We start from the raw sequence: 16,790 nt of genomic DNA on the forward strand, positions 1-16,790 counted from the left end.
CGGCGGTTCGACGTGCGCCCGACTGGGCGACAGGCGATACCAGCCTGAACAAACAAAGTGGAGTGCATAAGTGGCCTCAGTACTGGAAAAGGTCCTCCGTGTCGGTGAGGGTCGCACCCTCCGCCGCCTGGAGGCGTACGCCAAAGCGGTGAACGCGCTCGAAGACGACTTCAGCGAGCTCACCGACGAAGAGCTGATGCACGAGACCGTCGAACTGCGGGAGCGCTACAGCAACGGAGAGTCGCTCGACGACCTCCTGCCTGAGGCGTTCGCCGCCGTCCGCGAGGCGGCCAAGCGCACGCTCGGGATGCGTCACTTCGACGTGCAGATCATGGGCGGCGCCGCCCTGCACCTCGGCAACATCGCCGAGATGAAGACGGGTGAAGGCAAGACCCTCGTGGCGACGACGGCCGCGTACCTCAACGCGATCTCCAGCCGCGGCGTCCACGTCATCACGGTCAACGACTACCTGGCCAGCTACCAGTCGGAGCTCATGGGCCGCGTCTTCCGCGCGCTCGGCATGACCACCGGCGTGATCCTCGCGGGCCAGACGCCGGAGGAGCGCCGCGAGCAGTACGCGGCCGACATCACATACGGCACCAACAACGAGTTCGGCTTCGACTACCTGCGCGACAACATGGCGTGGCAGGCGAGCGACATGGTGCAGCGCGGCCACTTCTTCGCAATCGTCGACGAGGTGGACTCGATCCTCATCGACGAGGCGCGCACCCCGCTGATCATCTCCGGGCCGTCGTCCGGCGAAGCGAACCGCTGGTTCAACGAGTTCGCCAACCTCGCCAAGCGACTCGAGCCGGAGGTCGACTACGAGATCGACGAGAAGAAGCGCACCGTCGGCGTGCTCGAACCTGGCATCGAGAAGGTCGAGGACTACCTCGGCATCGACAACCTGTACGAGTCGGCCAACACGCCCCTCATCTCGTTCCTGAACAACGCGATCAAGGCGAACGCCCTGTTCAAGCGCGACAAGGACTACGTCGTGATGAACGGCGAGGTGCTGATCGTCGACGAGCACACCGGCCGCATCCTGATGGGCCGCAGGTACAACGAGGGCATCCACCAGGCCATCGAGGCCAAGGAGGGCGTCGAGGTCAAGGCCGAGAACCAGACCCTCGCCACCGTGACCCTGCAGAACTATTTCCGCCTGTACAAGAAGCTGTCCGGCATGACCGGTACCGCCGAGACAGAGGCGGCCGAGTTCATGAGCACGTACAAGCTCGGCGTCGTCCCCATCCCGACCAACAAGCCGATGCAGAGGATCGACCAGTCCGACCTCGTCTACAAGAACGAACAGGCGAAGTTCGCCCAGGTCGTCGAAGACATCGCCAAGCGCCACGAGAAGGGGCAGCCCGTCCTCGTCGGAACGACCAGCGTCGAGAAGAGCGAGTACCTGTCGCGTCTGCTCGCGAAGAAGGGCGTGCGTCACGAGGTCCTGAACGCCAAGAACCACGCCCGTGAGGCTGCGATCGTCGCGCAGGCAGGCCGCCTCGGCGCCGTGACCGTCGCGACCAACATGGCGGGACGTGGAACGGACATCATGCTCGGCGGAAACGCCGAGTTCATCGCCGTCGCCGAGATGAACTCCCGCGGACTGTCGCCTGTCGACACCCCGGAGGAGTACGAGGCGGCGTGGGACGAGGTCTTCAGCTCCGTCAAGGAGAAGGTGCAGACCGAGGCGGACAAGGTCGTCGAGGCCGGCGGTCTCTACGTACTCGGCACCGAGCGCCACGAGTCGCGCCGCATCGACAACCAGCTCCGCGGTCGCTCCGGCCGTCAGGGTGACCCCGGCGAGAGCCGCTTCTACCTGTCGCTGACCGACGACCTGATGCGCCTCTTCAACGCGGGCGCCGCCGAGACGCTGATGGGCAGGGGCAACGTCCCCGACGACCTCGCCATCGAGTCCAAGGTTGTCAGCAGGGCCATCCGCAGCGCGCAGTCGCAGGTCGAGGCGCGGAACGCCGAGATCCGCAAGAACGTCCTCAAGTACGACGATGTCCTCAACCGCCAGCGCGAAGCGATCTACGGCGACCGCAGGCACATCCTCGAGGGCGACGACCTGCACGAGCGCACCCAGCAGTTCCTGACCGAGGTGATCGACGACATCCTCGACCAGCACACCGGCGAGGGCAACGGAGACGACTGGGACTTCGACGCCCTATGGGCCGAGCTCAAGACCCTCTACCCGGTGGGCGTGACGATCGACGAGGTCATCACCGAGGCGGGCAACAAGGGCAAGATCAACCGCGACTTCATGCGTCGCGAGATCCTGTCGGATGCGCGGATCGCTTACCAGAAGCGCGAAGAATCGCTCGGTTCCCCCGCGATGCGCGAACTGGAGCGCCGGGTGGTGCTGTCGGTGATCGACCGCCGCTGGAGAGACCACCTCTACGAGATGGACTACCTCAAGGACGGCATCGGCCTGCGCGCCATGGCGCAGCGCGACCCGCTGGTCGAGTACCAGCGCGAGGGCTACGCGATGTTCCAGCAGATGATGGGGTCGATCCGCGAGGAGACCGTCGGCTTCCTGTTCAACCTGGAGGTGGAGGTCAACGAGGCGCCAGGCGAGGTCGAGGCTCCGAGCGTCGCTGCCAAGGGGCTCGGCCGTGGCGAAGGCGAGGCCCGCCTCAGCTACTCCGCCCCGAGCGACGCCGGCGGCGTCGAGGTGCGCAACCAGCGTGGACAGATCGAGCAGAGCGCGACGGCGCGCGCGCAGCGCACCCAGCAGCAGCTCAACGAGGCGTCGGCACCGCCTGCGCAGGGTGCGACGCAGCGCGGCGCATTCGGTCAGCGCGTCAGCGACAACGACGCGCCGGCTCCCGCCAACCGTGCGGAGCGTCGCGCACAGGGCAAGAAGGGCTGACCAGCCCCGATCACGTGATGGCCGTCCCGATCGGGGCGGCCATTCGCGTCTCACCCCGCGGTCGAGCGGCCGTGAGCAGGGCAGCCCTCACGGTCACAGCACGCTGATCGCGCTCGCCCGCCAGCGCTCCCCGACGGCGTCGAGCCGGATGGCGACAGCCCTGGACCTGTTCGGCTGGTGCACGAGCACCACCGCCTCGACGACGCCGTCCAGTGGCCGCGCAACGACAGGGTCGCCGACCAGCAGACGCGGCCGTTGCACGGTGGCCCCTGTGAGCCGTCTGGTGCGCGCCGCAATCGCGGAGCGGCGCAGCAGATGGATGAAGACGTCGTCACTCACCCAGCGGCTGAGCTGGTCGATGTTCCTCGCCCCCGCGAGAATCTCCACAACGCAGAGCGCGAGGTTGGCGACCAGGGGTGCTGGGTCGGGGAAGCCGCTGTCGTCGGTGACGATCGGCAGCTCCACCACGGGATGCGGTGCGCGGCGGGCCTCGCCCCCTCGTGCAGCGGCTCCCGCCCGCCCGGCACGGCCAGGGTGCGGCGGCAGGCCCACCGGCCTGTAGCGGTCATGGTTGTGATCGAGCACGGTGCTCACAGGAGAATCCCCTCAAACGTGGCCGCTGCTGCGCGGCGACTTTCATCGGCTGCGGCGGCGGAAGCCGTCCCACTTCGGCCGTCGCGTGGGAGCCACTCAAGCAGGCGCATCCCCTGGGCGTCCAGGGCTCTAACACGGGCTGTGGATAACATCCGTGATCATTTCGATGATCTGCCTAGACTAGGGGCGTGTCGACGCTCAGTGATCTCGTGCAAGCCCATGGCCGTTCCTCGGAGGAGGATGTCGATTGGCTCCACGGCCTCGTCGGCGACTGGCAGCTCCTCGCCGACCTCGCCTTCGCCGACATCGTGCTCTGGGTGCCGACGACGGACGACGACTTCGTCGCGGTGGCCCACGCTCGACCGTCGAGCGCTGCGACGCTGTTCTACCGCGACTTCGTCGGGCAGCGGATCAAGCCGGAGTGGCGCCAGCAGGTCACCGATGCGTTCGAGACCAAACAGATCATCGACACCAACGCGCCGGACTGGTTCGAGGAGACGCCGACCCGCGTGCTCGCCGTGCCGGTCATCCGCAGGCTGAGCGTCAATTCCCCGCAGACCGCCGAGCAGCCCGTCGCCGTCATCACGCGGCACTCCAACCTCAGTGAGGCGCGAACACCGGGGCGTCAGGAGCTCACGTTCAACGCCTGCGCGAACGACCTGTTCAACATGATCGCGACGGGGGACTTCCCCGATCTCGGGGCGCCGAGCGGTCCTCGACGCGGTGCGCCCCGCGCATCCGATGGCCTGATCAGACTCGACGTGGACGGCATCACCACCTTCGCGAGCCCCAACGCCCTCAGCGCGTTCAACAGGATGGGCTTCACGGAGGAGCTCGAGGGCGAGTCGCTCGCGACGGTCACCACGCGCCTGCTCTCCGGCAGGATGACCGTCGACGAGTCCCTGCCGCTCGTCGTCACGGGGCGCGCGCCCTGGCGCACGGACATCGAGGCGCGCGGCGTCACCGTGTCTCTCCGGGCCATCCCGATCCGCAACAGGGGGGAGAGGGTCGGTGCGATCGTGCTCTGCCGCGATGTGACGGAGCTGCGCCACCAGGAGCGCGAGCTCATCACCAAGGACGCGACCATCCGCGAGATCCACCACAGGGTCAAGAACAACCTGCAGACCGTCGCATCCCTGCTGCGCATCCAGGCGCGTCGCACGCACTCCGAGGAGGCGCGGGAGGCCCTCAGCCAGGCGATGCGCCGGGTGGCTGCCATCGCGGTCGTGCACGACACGCTCTCCACCGGCCTCAACCAGATCGTCGACTTCGACGACGTGTTCGCCCGCGTGCTGCTGCTCGTGGCGGAGGTGGCGTCGAGCCACAACACCACCGTGCATCCCAAGTCGTCCGGCAGTTTCGGCTCACTGCCCAGCGAGTACGCGACCCCGCTCGCGCTCGCGCTGACCGAACTCGTCACGAACGCTGTCGAGCACGGTCTCGCCGGCCGCGAAGGTCAGGTCGAGATCATCGCGAACCGTTCGGAGGATTCGCTCACGGTCAAAGTCGTCGACAACGGCTCCGGCCTGCCGGAGGGCAAGGTCGGCAGCGGGCTCGGCACGCAGATCGTGCGCACCCTCATCCAGGGCGAGCTCGGCGGCACGATCGACTGGCACACCATGATGGGCCAGGGCACAGAGGTGACCATCGAGGTGCCGTTGCGCTACCTCACCAAGTCGTAGCGTCCGGTTGTCCGGCCGGTTGCGCGCGGACAAACGAAAGCCGAGGCCGCTCCCTCTTCTGCTAGGTGTGTGAGGGAGCGCCTCGGCGTGCGCGGGTGATGTTGCGGGTCAGGAAGCGCGGCGGGCGCGTGCTGCGCGGCGCTTGAGAGCGCGGCGCTCGTCCTCGGAGAGACCGCCCCAGACGCCGGAGTCCTGGCCGGTCTCCAGCGCGTACTGCAGGCAGATCTCCGTCACGGTGCAGCGTGCGCACACGGACTTGGCCTTGTCGATCTGGTCGACTGCGGGCCCGGTGTTGCCGACGGGGAAGAAGAGTTCGGGGTCCGCGGTGAGGCAGGCAGCTTTGTCGCGCCAGTCCATGAAAATGTGCTCCTTGTTTGCTGATTGTTCCCCGGCCACGACGGCCTAGGATGCATGTTAAGCAGTCGAGCTACAGGGTGAATGATCCGTGGGGGATAGACCTGCCCACGACCCTGTGAGCGCTAACTCGACCTCGAATATGCTCCCATAGCGCATAATCCGAATCAATAGTTTTGTATGAGATAACGCTGTGAACACAAGCGAGAAATGAATGAGTGCTAGAGTTCCGCCCCCGGATGGGGACCAGTCCAACCGTTCCACGGACCCAGTCGGCGACGCCGTGAGCGACCGCGTCGGCGGCACTGGAGCCGGCCAAGGCGCCGCTCGGCGGCCCCCCATGCTCATCGCGCTCTCCGTCCTGCTCTTCCTCGAGGCCGCCCTCGTCGCGGGAGCGGCCGTCTGGCTGCTCGTCGAGCTGCTCACGCAGCGGCCGGAGTCGTTCGCGACGGCCGTCGCCATCGTCGTGCTCGTCGTGCTCGCCGCGATCTGGGTCGTCGCGACGGCGATCGGGGCGCTACGCGCGCAGAATTGGTCGCGAGCGTCGGCGGTGACCATCCAGATCCTGCAGATCGCGGTCGCTGTCGGCTCGTTCCAAGGCCTGTACGCTCGTCCGGATCTGGGCTGGGCGCTGCTCGTCCCCGCCGTGGTCGGCATCGTCCTCGCCGTCTCTCCGCAGGTCGTGAAGGCGACGACGCGCAACACTCCGCAACACGAATAGGGCGGAAGCGGGAACAAGTCGCACACTCGGATGGTTATGCCCGACATCGTGACTGAAACATCCTCCGCCCCGCTCGCCTCCGCATCCACCATCGACGAAGCCCGCGCCGGCCATCAGGCGTGGCGCGACGCCCGCCTCTCCTCCGTCGTATCCGCAACGGGGAACCTCAGCCTCATCGAGACCCGCTGGCTGCAGCCCGGCGACGAGACGACGGCTCAGGATGCGCTGGCCGGTCAGCCGGAGACGGTCACCGCCACCGAGCTCACCCGCACGAACCTCGACACAGGGCAGCCGGAGCGCGGCATCCGACTCTGGGATGCGAACTCACCGGCGATCCAGGCGTTCGAGACCGTCACCGCCTTCCCGTTCGACCCGGACTGGGTCATCGAGGCGACCTTCACGCCGGTCGACGGCGCCCGCACGGTGCCGTTCGAGCACATCCGCGACAACGGTGGAACGCGCGATCTCGTCGTGCCGGGCGACATCACCTTCAGCAAGGACGGCGTCTCGTACTCGCTCAGCGCGTTCGACGACGACGGCACCCTCCTGCTCGTGTTCGGCGACCCGACCAACGGCGCCGACGGAGAGAACGGCACGTACGGCTCAGGCCGCTTCCTGTTCGTGCAGCACGACGGCGAGAAGGCCATCCTCGACTTCAACCGCGCGTTCGTGCCGCCGTGCGGTTTCTCCGACCAGTACAACTGCCCGCTCCCTCCGCGCAACAACCGCTTCGACATCCCCGTCGAAGCAGGCGAGAAGATCGTCGTGTTCCGCGACGGCGCAGCGCACTAGTACAGCGCACCAGCACCACAGCACACGCTTCACAGCACAGCAACCCCCTCACCCCCACCAGGAGAACTCCGTTGAGAAAGAAGTCCATTCTCGTCGTGCTCGCCACGGCCGTCGCCACCACGCTGGCGCTCGCCGGCTGCTCGGGCGCATCGTCGTCGTCGAGCGGCGCTGACGCATCCATCGCCATCGGCTCGCTGTACGAGCCGGTCAACCTCGACAACACCGCAGGCGGAGGGCAGGGCGTCACAGAAGCCCTGAACGGCAACGTCTACGAAGGCCTGTTCAAGCTCACCGACGACGGCAAGGTCGAGCCGCTGCTCGCCACGAAATACACCGCGAGCGAGGACGGCCTCACATACACGTTCACCCTGCGCGACGGCGTGAAGTTCCACTCAGGCAAGCCGCTGACCAGCGCGGACGTCAAGAGCAGCATCGAGCGGGTGACCGCCGCGGACTCGCAGTCGGCGCGCAAGTCGCAGCTCGCCGTCATCTCCGGAATCGCCACGCCGGACGACAAGACCGTCGTCATCTCGCTGAAGTCGCGCTCGATCTCGCTGCCGTACAACCTCAGCTACATCTGGATCTACGGCCCTGGCACCAAGAACTACAAGACGGCGGAGGACGGCACCGGCCCGTACACGCTCGGCACCTGGAAGCGCGGCAGCTCGCTCAGCCTGGAGCGCAACAGCGAATACTGGGGCAGCAAGGCGAAGAACAAGGAAGTCGTCTACGACTACTTCACTGACGCCACCGCGCTCTCCAACGCCCTCCTCACCAACCAGGTGGATGTGGTCACCAGCATCCAGAGCCCGGATGCGCTGACCCAGTTCGACGGCAACAAGGACTACACGATCACCAACGGCAAGTCGACCACGAAGGAGCTCCTGGCCTTCAACGACAAGGTCGCGCCGTTCGACAAGGCCGAGGTCCGCAAGGCCGTGTACTCCGCCATCGACACCAAGAAGCTGCTGAGCTCCATCTGGGGCAAGTACGGCACGCTGATCGGCTCGATGGTCCCGCCGAGCGACCCCTGGTACGAAGACCTCACCAAGGTCAACCCGTACGACGTGACCCTCGCCAAGAAGGAGCTGGCAGAGGCCGGCCTCCCGAACGGCTTCACGTTCACTCTCGACACCCCGACCTACGACCCGCACCCCGCGGTCGCCGAGTTCCTGAAGAGCGAGCTGGCCAAGGTCGGCATCACGGTCAACATCAACTCCATCTCGGCAGACGAGTGGTACACGAAGGTGTTCAAGAACCACGACTTCGCCGCAACGCTGCAGGAGCACGTCAACGACCGCGACGTGGTCTGGTACGGAAACCCCGACTTCTACTGGGGCTACGACAACCCGCAGGTCACCCAGTGGGTGAACGAGGCAGAGCAGGCGACGAGCACCGCGGAGCAGACCGCCAAGCTGAAGCTCGTCAACGAGCAGATCGCGAAGGACGCCGCCAGCGCCTGGCTGTACCTCTACCCGCAGATCGTCGTCGCGTCGAGTGACGTCAGCGGGTACCCGGTCAACGGGCTGAACTCGCAGTTCTACGCGTACGACATCGTCAAGAAGTAGACAGGGGCGAGTCATCCACAGGATGCTCGGGGGGCCGTTCACCGGCTCCCCGAGCATTTACTCTTGAGAACGTCATGGCCGTCTATCTTCTGCGTCGCTTCGCCTTCCTGGTGGTGTCGTTGCTGCTCGCCATGGTGGTGCTGTTCCTCCTGCTGAGGGTGCTGCCCGGCGACCCGTCGAACGCGCTGCTGTCCGTCAATGCCACCCCGGAGCAGATCAAAGCCGCGCAGGAGCAGGTCGGCAGCGACCAGCCGCTGCTGCAGCAGTTCGTCACCTGGTTCGGGCAGATGCTGACGCTGAACCTGGGGGCGTCGTTCATCACGTCGCTTCCCGTCGGGCCTGAGATCGCTTCGCGGCTGGCCGTGACGATCCCGCTGACCCTCATCTCGTTCGTCATCGCGCTGGCGCTCGCGCTCGTGATCGGGTTCGTCGCCGCCTGGAAATCGGACACCTGGTACGGCATCGCGCTGTCCGCCATCTCGCAGCTCGGGATCGCCGTGCCGGTGTTCTGGGTCGGCATCCTGCTGGTGAGCGCGTTCTCGATCAACCTCCGCTGGTTCCCGTCCGGCGGCTTCCCGCGCGATGACTGGGCAGACCCGGCCGCCGCCCTCAACTCGCTCGCGCTTCCCGTGATCACGATCGCGGTCGTGATGAGCGCATCCATTGCGCGGTACGTGCGCAGCGCGACCCTGGATGTGATCGGCAGCGACTACCTGCGCAACTCGCGTGCGCTCGGCTCCAGCTTCGGCCAGGCGATGTGGCGGCACGGCCTGCGCAACGGGGCGGTGCCGGTCATCTCGATCCTGGGCATCGAGCTGGCGACCACCTTCCTGGGGGCGGTCGTGGTCGAGAGCGTCTTCACGCTGCCCGGCCTCGGGAGCATGCTGTTGCGCGCGATCCAGCAGCACGACTACCCGAACATCCAGGGCATCCTGTTCGTGAGCACCCTTGCCGTGCTGCTGATCGGCTTCGCGGCCGACCTGGTGCAGCGTCTCGTCGACCCGCGACTGCGGCTGAGCATTTCGGGCAACCGATGAGCGCGATCGTGGACGAGGCGGCCGGGCACGCCGGCGAGAGCGGACAGGAGGCTCAGCCGCCGGAGCGCACCCGTCGCCGTCGTTCGGTGACGCTCACCATCGGGATCGTGCTGGTCGGGCTCGTCGTGGTGGTGGCCGTCGTCTCGTTCTTCTGGCTGCCGTTCGCGCCGAGCGACACCTCGGGCGGCCGGCTCGAGCATCCGGATGCGACGCACTGGCTCGGCACGGACAAGCTCGGCCGCGACCTCACGACGCAGCTCATGATCGGTGCACGGATCGCGCTCGCGGTCGGCATCGGCTCCGTCGCCATCGGCGCCCTGATCGGCATCACCCTCGGCCTGCTGGCGGCGTTCGCCACCACCTGGCTGGACGACACGATCTCGGCAGCGCTCGACATCCTCATCGCGTTCCCGACGCTGCTGCTCGCGATGCTCATCGTCGCCGCCCAGGGGGCATCCCTCGGCACGGCGATCCTCGCGATCGGCCTCGCGATGTCGGCGGTCGTCGCCAGGCTCACCCGCGTTCTGGCGAAGCGGGTGCTCTCCCAGCAGTACGTCACCGCGGCGCGTACCTCGGGGACGAGCTGGCTCGGTGTTGTCGGCAAGCACATCCTGCCCAACATCTGGCCGACGCTCGGCGTGAACCTCGCCCTGCAGTTCGGCGTCGCCGTGCTGGCGGAGGCGAGCCTGTCGTACCTCGGTCTCGGCGCTCCGCCGCCGAATGCGTCGTGGGGCCGGCTGCTGCAGGAGGCGCAGGGCACCGTCGCGACGGCTCCTGTCGGGGCGATCGCCCCTGGCATCGCTCTCGTGGTGCTGGTGATCGGCGTGAATCTCGTGGCGGACGGTCTCCGCGATGTCGCAGACCCGACGAGGAGGCGGTCACGATGAGTGCGGATGCGCAGAGCGCTGTGTTGCTGGAGGTCAGGGATCTCGGGGTCGTTTCGGCGACGGGCGCCCCGCTGGTCCGGGATGTGTCGTTCAGCATCGCGGCGGGGGAGCGGCTCAGCCTCATCGGCGAGTCCGGCTCTGGCAAGTCGCTCACCTCGTTCGCGGTGACAGGGCTGCTTCCCGCAGGACTCGTCGCATCGGGGAGCGCCGTTCTCGGCGGCGTCGAGGTGGTCGGCGCGAAGGAGCGCGACCTGGTCGCGCTGCGCGGACGTGTCGCCTCCGTCGTCTTCCAGGAGCCTCTGACGGCGCTCGATCCCCTGATGCGCCTCGGCAAGCAGGTCGCGGAGCCGCTGCGACGGCATCTCGGGCTGCGCGGCGACGCCCTCAAGCGCGCGGTGCTCGACGCGCTCGCCGAGGTGCGGCTGCCGGAGCCGGAGCGGATCGCCAGGGCGTACCCGCACGAGATCTCGGGAGGGCAGCGTCAGCGCGTCGCCATCGCCGCCGCGCTCGCCTGCGCACCGCAGCTCCTCATCGCCGACGAGCCGACCACGGCGCTCGACGTGACCGTGCAGGCGGAGATCCTGTCGCTCATCGACGCACTCGTCGCCGAGCGCGGCATGGCGCTGCTGTTCGTCAGCCACGACCTCGCCGTCGTCTCCCGGATGACGGAGCGCGCTCTCGTCCTCCGTGCGGGACGCGTGGTCGAGTCAGGCACCATCGAAAACCTGCTCGCGGCTCCCAGCGACCCGTACACGGTCGAACTCGTCGCGAGCGCACGCGAGCTCGACCGAGCCCTGGAGGTGTCGTGAGCGCCATCCTGGAGCTTCGTGAGGCGGGTTTCCGCTATCGTCGCGCATCCACTGCCGCGCTGGAGGGCGTCTCGCTGGCTGTCGAGCCTGGACGCAACGTCGGCCTGGTCGGCGAGTCGGGCGCAGGCAAGACCACCGCGCTGTCGATCCTGCTCGGCCTGAGCAGCCCGACCAGCGGCGAACTGCTGTTCGACGGCGTTCGGCTCGACCGGCGGGACCGCGCCAGGATGCGCGAGTTCCGCCGCAGCGTGCAGACGGTGTTTCAAGACCCGTACTCGTCGCTCGACCCTCGGCAGAGCGTCGGGCGCATCATCGCCGAGCCGCTGACGAGCCTCAGGGTCGCCTCCGGTCAGGATGCGCGCGACAGGGTGGCGGAGGCGCTGGCGGCAGTCGGGCTCCCCGGGGATGCGGCTGGCAGGTATCCGCACGAGTTCTCCGGAGGACAGCGGCAGCGCATCGCCATCGCGCGCGCCGTGGTGTCCCGGCCGAGGGTGCTGCTCGCCGACGAGCCGGTGAGCGCGCTCGACGTGACGACGCGCATCCAGATCATCGACCTCCTCTCCGAGCTGAGCAGGCGCGAGGGAATGACGGTGGTGATGGTGTCGCACGACCTCGGGGTCGTCGCTTCGCTGTGCGAGCAGACCGTGGTGCTCCGCGGCGGCAGGGTGGTCGAGCAGGGGGAGACGCGCTCCGTGCTGGGGAACCCTCAGGACGCGTACACGCAGCGCCTGCTCGCGTCCGTGCCGCGGCTGCCCGCCTGATCCGGCGCTCTGCTCAGTCGATGCCGAGCTTCTTGCGCAGCATGGCGACGTGTCCCGTCGCCTTCACGTTGTACAGCGGGAGGCGCACGCTGCCGTCAGGGTCGACGACGAAGGTCGAGCGGATGACGCCGGTGACCGTCTTGCCGTAGAGCTTCTTCTCTCCGTATGCGCCGTACGCCTGGTGCACGGCGAGGTCCTCATCGCTCAGCAGCGGGAAGTTGAGGCCCTCCTGCTCCTGGAACTGCTTGTTCTTCGCGGGGGCGTCCTTGGAGATGCCGATGACCTGATAGCCGGACGACGCCAGCGAGTTCAGGTTGTCGCGGAAGTCGCACGCTTCCTTCGTGCAGCCCGGCGTCATCGCCGCAGGGTAGAAGTACACGATCACGTTCTTGCCCGCGTAGTCGCCGAGCGAGACGGCAGCGCCGTCCTGGTCCTTCAGAGTGAACGCCGGTGCGGCGTCTCCCGCTTCGAGTCGCACATCAGTCATGCACTCATTCTGACGCACGCGTGCGAGCGGCGCTCAGGCGAACGTCGCGAGCAGCCGCTGCAGCGAGTCCAGTCGTGCCCGCCCGGCATCGCCGAGCGCTCCGGCCTCGACGGCTTCGATGATCGCGCAGTCCGGCGCGTCAGGGAGGTGCGTGCATCCGCGGGGGCAGTCCTCCGCCAGCTCTGCGAGGTCGGTGAACGACTTGAGGATGCTGTCGGTGTTGATGTGCCCGAGCCCGAACGAGCGGACGCCGGGGGTGTCGATCACCCAGCCGTGGCCCTCGGCGTTCTCGACGCGCAGTGACACGGTGGACGACGACGTGTGCCTGCCGCGGCCGGTCACCACGTTGACGTGGCCCGTCGCGCGCAGCGCGCCAGGCACGATCTCGTTCACGAGGGTCGACTTGCCGACTCCGGAGTGACCGACGACCACCGTGTCGTGACCGACAAGGGCGGCCGTGATCGCGTCGACGGGGATGTGGTCCTCGCGGCTCGTGAACACCGGGAGGTCGAGCCCGGCGAAGTTCTCCAGGAACGGACCCGGATCGGCGAGGTCGATCTTGGTCACGCACAGCATCGGCGTGATCCCCGCGTCGTATGCGGCGACCAGGTAGCGGTCCACCAGGCGCGTGCGCGGTTCCGGGTTCGCAGCCGCCACCACGATCAGCATCTGATCGGCGTTGGCGACGATCACCCGCTCCACTTCGTCGGTGTCGTCGGCGCTCCTGCGCAGCAGGGTGGTGCGCGGCTCGATGCGCACGATCCGGCCGAGCGTGCCGTCCTCGCCCGTCGTGTCGCCGACGATGGCCACCCTGTCGCCGGTCACGATGGCCTGCTTGCGCAGCTCGCTGGCGCGGGCCGCCGTCATCTGCCGTTCGTCAGCGGTGTCCTCGTCGAGGAGCACGGTGTACCTGCCGCGGTCTACGCCGAGCACCCTGGCGATCTGCGCGTCCCCGTGCTCCGGCCGGGTCTTGGTGCGCGGCCGGTTGCCCTTCGGGTTGGGGCGGCTCCGGATGCGCGACTCGTCGAACTCCGAGTACTCCTCGTCATCGTCGTCGCCGTCGTCCCACCACGACCCTGTCTGCTCCGTCACGCTGCGTTCTCCGTCACGCTGGGGCGGTGCCTTCCTCGACCAGGCGCGTCCAGAGCTGTGTGAACTGGGGGAGTGTCTTGGCAGTCGTCGCGACGTTCTCGATCTCGACGCCGGGGACCACCAGTCCGATGATCGCGCCCGCCGTCGCCATCCTGTGGTCCTCGTAGCTGCGCCACACGCCGCCGGTGAGCGGCCGCGGTTCGATCCGCAGCCCGTCCTCGAGCTCGGTGACCGCGCCGCCGAGGCCGTTGATCTCCGCGACGAGAGCGGCGAGCCGATCGGTCTCGTGGTGGCGGATGTGTCCGATGCCGGTGATCTCGCTCGGGCCGTCCGCGAGGGCTGCGATGGCCACCAGCGCCGGTGCGAGCTCGCCGCCCGTGGTCAAGTCGAGCTCCACACCGGGGATGCTCTCGCCTCCTGTGACGGTGAGCCGGTCGCCGTCGCGCGTGACCGTCGCTCCGAACAGGGGGAGCAGCTCGGCCAGGTCGGCTCCGACCTGCGTCGTGCGCTCCGGCCAGCCGGTGAAGGTGACAGAGCCGCCGGTGACCACGGCGGCCGCCAGGAACGGCGCAGCATTGGAGAGGTCGGGCTCGATGTCCACGTCCCGCGCCGCGATGGCGCCGGGGGAGACGATCCATCGGCCGACCTCCGGCGACTCGACCGTGACGCCGCGCGCCGCGAGGGTGTCGATGGTCATCTCGATGTGCGGCAGGCTCGGGAGGCGCTCGCCGGAGTGCCGGAGGTCGAGGCCGTCCTCGAAGCGGCTCGCCGAGAGCAGCAGCGCGCTGACGAACTGGCTGGACGACGAGGCGTCGATGGTGATCGCGCCGCCGCGCACGGTGCCCGTGCCGTGGACGGTGAACGGCAGCGATCCCCTGCCGTCGTCGTTGACGTCGACGCCGAGGTCGCGCAGCGAGGAGATGATCGACGACATCGGGCGTCCGCGCGCGGAGTCGTCCGCGTCGAACATCGTCGGCCCGAGGGCGAGACCGGCGATCGGCGGCACGAACCGCATGACCGTTCCCGCCTGACCGCACTCGATGGTGGTGCTGCCGAGCAGTTCCTCCGCCGGCGTCACAAGGAGGTCGTCTCCGAACTCGCTCGCGCCCTTCTTCGCCTCGATGGACACTCCGAGGGCACGCAGTGCCTCGACCATGTTCTCGCTGTCGCGCGAGTGCAGCGGCGCGCGCAGCAGCGACGGGCCGTCTGCCAGAGCGGAGAGCACCAGCTCGCGCGCTGTCAGCGATTTCGAGCCAGGCAACGACACGGATGCGTTCAGCGGGCCCCTGGCGACGGGCGCTGGCCACAGCGTGTTCGGCTCGTCGGCGCGGTTGTCGCCGTACGGATCGAACTCTGGCGCGGAATATTTCGAGATCAGCATCGTTGTCAAGGGTATCCGCGTTTTCGATCGAAGGAAGGAAAGTCTGTGACCCTCACGAGCACCGTCCTCGACTCTCCGCGCGTGCACACACGCGCGGAACTAGACTTGCCCGTGATGACCACCGCAACTGACGACCTCGGTCCGCTCTTCGAAGAGCAGGCGCTGCAGTACATGGACCAGCTGTACGCAGCGGCTCTCCGCATGACCAGAAACCCTGCAGACGCGCAGGATCTGGTGCAGGAGACCTTCGTCAAGGCGTACGCGGCGTTCAACCAGTTCCAGCAGGGCACCAACCTGAAGGCCTGGCTGTACCGCATCCTCACGAACACCTTCATCAACACGTACCGCAAGAAGCAGCGCGAGCCGTACCAGGGCACCATCGACGAGCTCGAGGACTGGCAGCTCGGCGGCGCGGAGTCGACCACCGCATCCTCGAGCCGTTCGGCAGAGGCAGAGGCGATCGACCACCTGCCGGACAGCGCGGTCAAAGACGCGCTGCAGGCCATCCCGGAGGACTTCAGGATGGCTGTGTACTTCGCTGATGTCGAGGGGTTCTCCTACCAGGAGATCGCCGACATCATGAAGACCCCGATCGGCACCGTGATGAGCCGCCTCCACCGCGGCCGCCGGATGCTGAGGGAGCTTCTCACCGACTACGCGCACGAGCGGGGACTGTCCGCCGTGCAGACACCCAGGAGCACGAAATGACCGACTGCGGCTGCGACAAGGCCAAACAAGACCTCGAGGAATACCTGCGCAACGAGCTCTGCAGCGAAGATGCCGCAGACATCCGCGAGCACCTCGCCACCTGCAATGGATGCGCGGACGAAGCGCACCTGAGCGTCGTGCTCACCGAGGTGGTTCAGCGGGCGTGCAAGGAGACGGCGCCGGAGACGCTCCGCGCCGAGGTGCTGCTGCGCATCAGGGGCTTCCAGGCGACGCACTGACGGGCAGGCGCGCCAGAGCGCGCGCTACTGCTGCCGCACCTGGTGCAGCAGGAACAGTCCGCCGAGCGGGTCCGTGACCTGAGCGAACCGGCCGAACTCGCTGTCCCACGGGTCGCGGATCACGGTGCCGCCGAGCTCGACCACGCGGGCGCACGACTCCTCCGCGTCCGCGACGCCGAAGTAGACCACCCAGTGCGACGGGACGCCCTCAGGGAGCATCTTGTCCGCGTCGTACACGCCGCCGGCCGGTGCCCCATCCGGCCCGAACGTGGAGTAGCGGAAGTCTGCGGTGTCGCCGAGCACCTGCGTCTGCCAATTGAAGACCTTCGTGTAGAAGTCCACCTGCGCCGCGAAACTGCGCGCGTACAGCTCATGCCAGGCTGGGCCGCCGATCTCCGCCGTCAGCTCGAAGCCGCGGTGCGCGCCGGGCTCCCAGAGGCCGACCACCGCTCCGCCAGGGTCGGCGACCACGGCCATCCTGCCCTGATCGCCGACCGTCATCGCGGGCGCGTACACCTGGGCTCCTGCATCCGTTGCGGCCTTCTCCGACGCATCCACGTCTTCGACGAGCAGGTAGGTGAGCCAGCTGTTCGGCTTCTCGTCGCCCATCACCGCGCCGAGTCCGGCCACGGCGTGGCCGTCCCTGCGGAAGGTGATGTATCCGCCGTACTCCCCGCCGCCCTCGTCGGCCGTCCAGCCGAACAGAGCGGTGTAGAAGTCACGGGCCCTGGGAACGTCTGAGCTCGCGTAGTCGACCCAGCAGGGCTCTCCGAGGCGGTGCGTCGTCACGACAGTCATGT

At 67.8% G+C, this 16,790-nt stretch carries 17 protein-coding genes; 11 read left to right on the top strand and 6 right to left on the bottom strand.

Annotated elements, in window-relative coordinates:
• The first annotated feature begins 70 nt into the window (after positions 1 to 70).
• A complete protein-coding gene (gene secA, locus ASE16_RS04295; RefSeq protein ID WP_055890931.1) occupies positions 71 to 2,878 on the top strand; it encodes a preprotein translocase subunit SecA in 2,808 nt (935 codons plus the stop codon).
• Positions 2,879 to 2,971: 93 nt separating this feature from the next.
• Here the strand turns inward: secA and ASE16_RS04300 are convergent, their stop codons facing one another.
• Positions 2,972 to 3,472 (bottom strand): Rv3235 family protein, encoded by a 501-nt coding sequence (locus ASE16_RS04300; RefSeq protein ID WP_157480100.1) that lies wholly within the window; start codon positions 3,470 to 3,472, stop codon positions 2,972 to 2,974.
• 188 nt (positions 3,473 to 3,660) lie between these two features.
• Here ASE16_RS04300 and ASE16_RS04305 point away from each other — a divergent pair, with 188 nt between their 5' ends.
• Positions 3,661 to 5,154, top strand: a complete 1,494-nt coding sequence (locus ASE16_RS04305; RefSeq protein WP_055890937.1) for a sensor histidine kinase — start codon at positions 3,661 to 3,663, stop codon at positions 5,152 to 5,154.
• Positions 5,155 to 5,262: 108 nt separating this feature from the next.
• On the opposite strand, the gene ASE16_RS04310 is transcribed toward ASE16_RS04305, so the two are convergent.
• Entirely contained in the window at positions 5,263 to 5,511 is a 249-nt protein-coding gene (locus ASE16_RS04310; protein WP_055890939.1) for a WhiB family transcriptional regulator, read from the bottom strand.
• A gap of 337 nt (positions 5,512 to 5,848) precedes the next feature.
• Here ASE16_RS04310 and ASE16_RS04315 point away from each other — a divergent pair, with 337 nt between their 5' ends.
• From ASE16_RS04315 to ASE16_RS04345, 7 genes are all read left to right on the top strand, one after another.
• Positions 5,849 to 6,229, top strand: coding sequence for a hypothetical protein (locus tag ASE16_RS04315; protein ID WP_055890943.1), 381 nt, complete (start codon positions 5,849 to 5,851; stop codon positions 6,227 to 6,229).
• Positions 6,230 to 6,277: 48 nt separating this feature from the next.
• Positions 6,278 to 7,021, top strand: coding sequence for a DUF1684 domain-containing protein (locus ASE16_RS04320; RefSeq protein ID WP_321164216.1), 744 nt, complete (start codon positions 6,278 to 6,280; stop codon positions 7,019 to 7,021).
• A gap of 71 nt (positions 7,022 to 7,092) precedes the next feature.
• Positions 7,093 to 8,589 carry an ABC transporter substrate-binding protein gene (locus tag ASE16_RS04325; protein WP_055890948.1) on the top strand — a complete coding sequence of 499 codons (1,497 nt, stop codon included), beginning with the start codon at positions 7,093 to 7,095 and terminating at the stop codon, positions 8,587 to 8,589.
• 74 nt (positions 8,590 to 8,663) lie between these two features.
• Positions 8,664 to 9,626 carry an ABC transporter permease gene (locus ASE16_RS04330; protein ID WP_055890951.1) on the top strand — a complete coding sequence of 321 codons (963 nt, stop codon included), beginning with the start codon at positions 8,664 to 8,666 and terminating at the stop codon, positions 9,624 to 9,626.
• On the top strand, positions 9,623 to 10,513 hold the full coding sequence (locus ASE16_RS04335; RefSeq protein WP_055890954.1) for an ABC transporter permease: 891 nt from the start codon (positions 9,623 to 9,625) through the stop codon (positions 10,511 to 10,513). The genes ASE16_RS04330 and ASE16_RS04335 overlap by 4 nt, the downstream gene beginning before the upstream one ends.
• Positions 10,510 to 11,322 carry an ATP-binding cassette domain-containing protein gene (locus ASE16_RS04340; protein WP_055890956.1) on the top strand — a complete coding sequence of 271 codons (813 nt, stop codon included), beginning with the start codon at positions 10,510 to 10,512 and terminating at the stop codon, positions 11,320 to 11,322. Before ASE16_RS04335 ends, ASE16_RS04340 begins: the two co-directional genes overlap by 4 nt.
• Positions 11,319 to 12,083 carry an ABC transporter ATP-binding protein gene (locus ASE16_RS04345; RefSeq protein ID WP_055890959.1) on the top strand — a complete coding sequence of 255 codons (765 nt, stop codon included), beginning with the start codon at positions 11,319 to 11,321 and terminating at the stop codon, positions 12,081 to 12,083. The genes ASE16_RS04340 and ASE16_RS04345 overlap by 4 nt, the downstream gene beginning before the upstream one ends.
• Before the next feature lie 13 nt (positions 12,084 to 12,096).
• On the opposite strand, the gene bcp is transcribed toward ASE16_RS04345, so the two are convergent.
• The 3 genes from bcp to aroA are packed head-to-tail and all read right to left on the bottom strand — an operon-like array spanning position 12,097 to position 15,043.
• The gene (gene bcp, locus ASE16_RS04350) at positions 12,097 to 12,570 is read right to left on the bottom strand and encodes a thioredoxin-dependent thiol peroxidase (RefSeq protein ID WP_055890962.1); all 474 of its coding nucleotides are present in this window, start codon (positions 12,568 to 12,570) and stop codon (positions 12,097 to 12,099) included.
• 33 nt (positions 12,571 to 12,603) lie between these two features.
• Positions 12,604 to 13,662, bottom strand: a complete 1,059-nt coding sequence (rsgA, locus tag ASE16_RS04355; RefSeq protein ID WP_055890966.1) for a ribosome small subunit-dependent GTPase A — start codon at positions 13,660 to 13,662, stop codon at positions 12,604 to 12,606.
• Between the two features lie 13 nt (positions 13,663 to 13,675).
• Positions 13,676 to 15,043, bottom strand: a complete 1,368-nt coding sequence (gene aroA, locus ASE16_RS04360; protein WP_055890969.1) for a 3-phosphoshikimate 1-carboxyvinyltransferase — start codon at positions 15,041 to 15,043, stop codon at positions 13,676 to 13,678.
• Positions 15,044 to 15,157: 114 nt separating this feature from the next.
• Between aroA and ASE16_RS04365 the strand changes: the two genes are divergently transcribed.
• Both ASE16_RS04365 and ASE16_RS04370 read left to right on the top strand, forming a co-directional pair.
• Positions 15,158 to 15,751: a sigma-70 family RNA polymerase sigma factor gene (locus ASE16_RS04365; RefSeq protein ID WP_157480102.1), complete on the top strand. Its 594-nt coding sequence runs from the start codon at positions 15,158 to 15,160 to the stop codon at positions 15,749 to 15,751.
• Positions 15,748 to 15,990, top strand: a complete 243-nt coding sequence (locus ASE16_RS04370; protein ID WP_055890975.1) for a zf-HC2 domain-containing protein — start codon at positions 15,748 to 15,750, stop codon at positions 15,988 to 15,990. The genes ASE16_RS04365 and ASE16_RS04370 overlap by 4 nt, the downstream gene beginning before the upstream one ends.
• Before the next feature lie 24 nt (positions 15,991 to 16,014).
• Here ASE16_RS04370 and ASE16_RS04375 read toward each other — a convergent pair whose 3' ends face one another.
• Positions 16,015 to 16,788 (bottom strand): VOC family protein, encoded by a 774-nt coding sequence (locus ASE16_RS04375; protein WP_055890978.1) that lies wholly within the window; start codon positions 16,786 to 16,788, stop codon positions 16,015 to 16,017.
• Positions 16,789 to 16,790 lie beyond the last annotated feature (2 nt).

Origin of the sequence: Leifsonia sp. Root227, from assembly GCF_001428745.1 — a bacterium.
Lineage (GTDB): Bacteria > Actinomycetota > Actinomycetes > Actinomycetales > Microbacteriaceae > Leifsonia.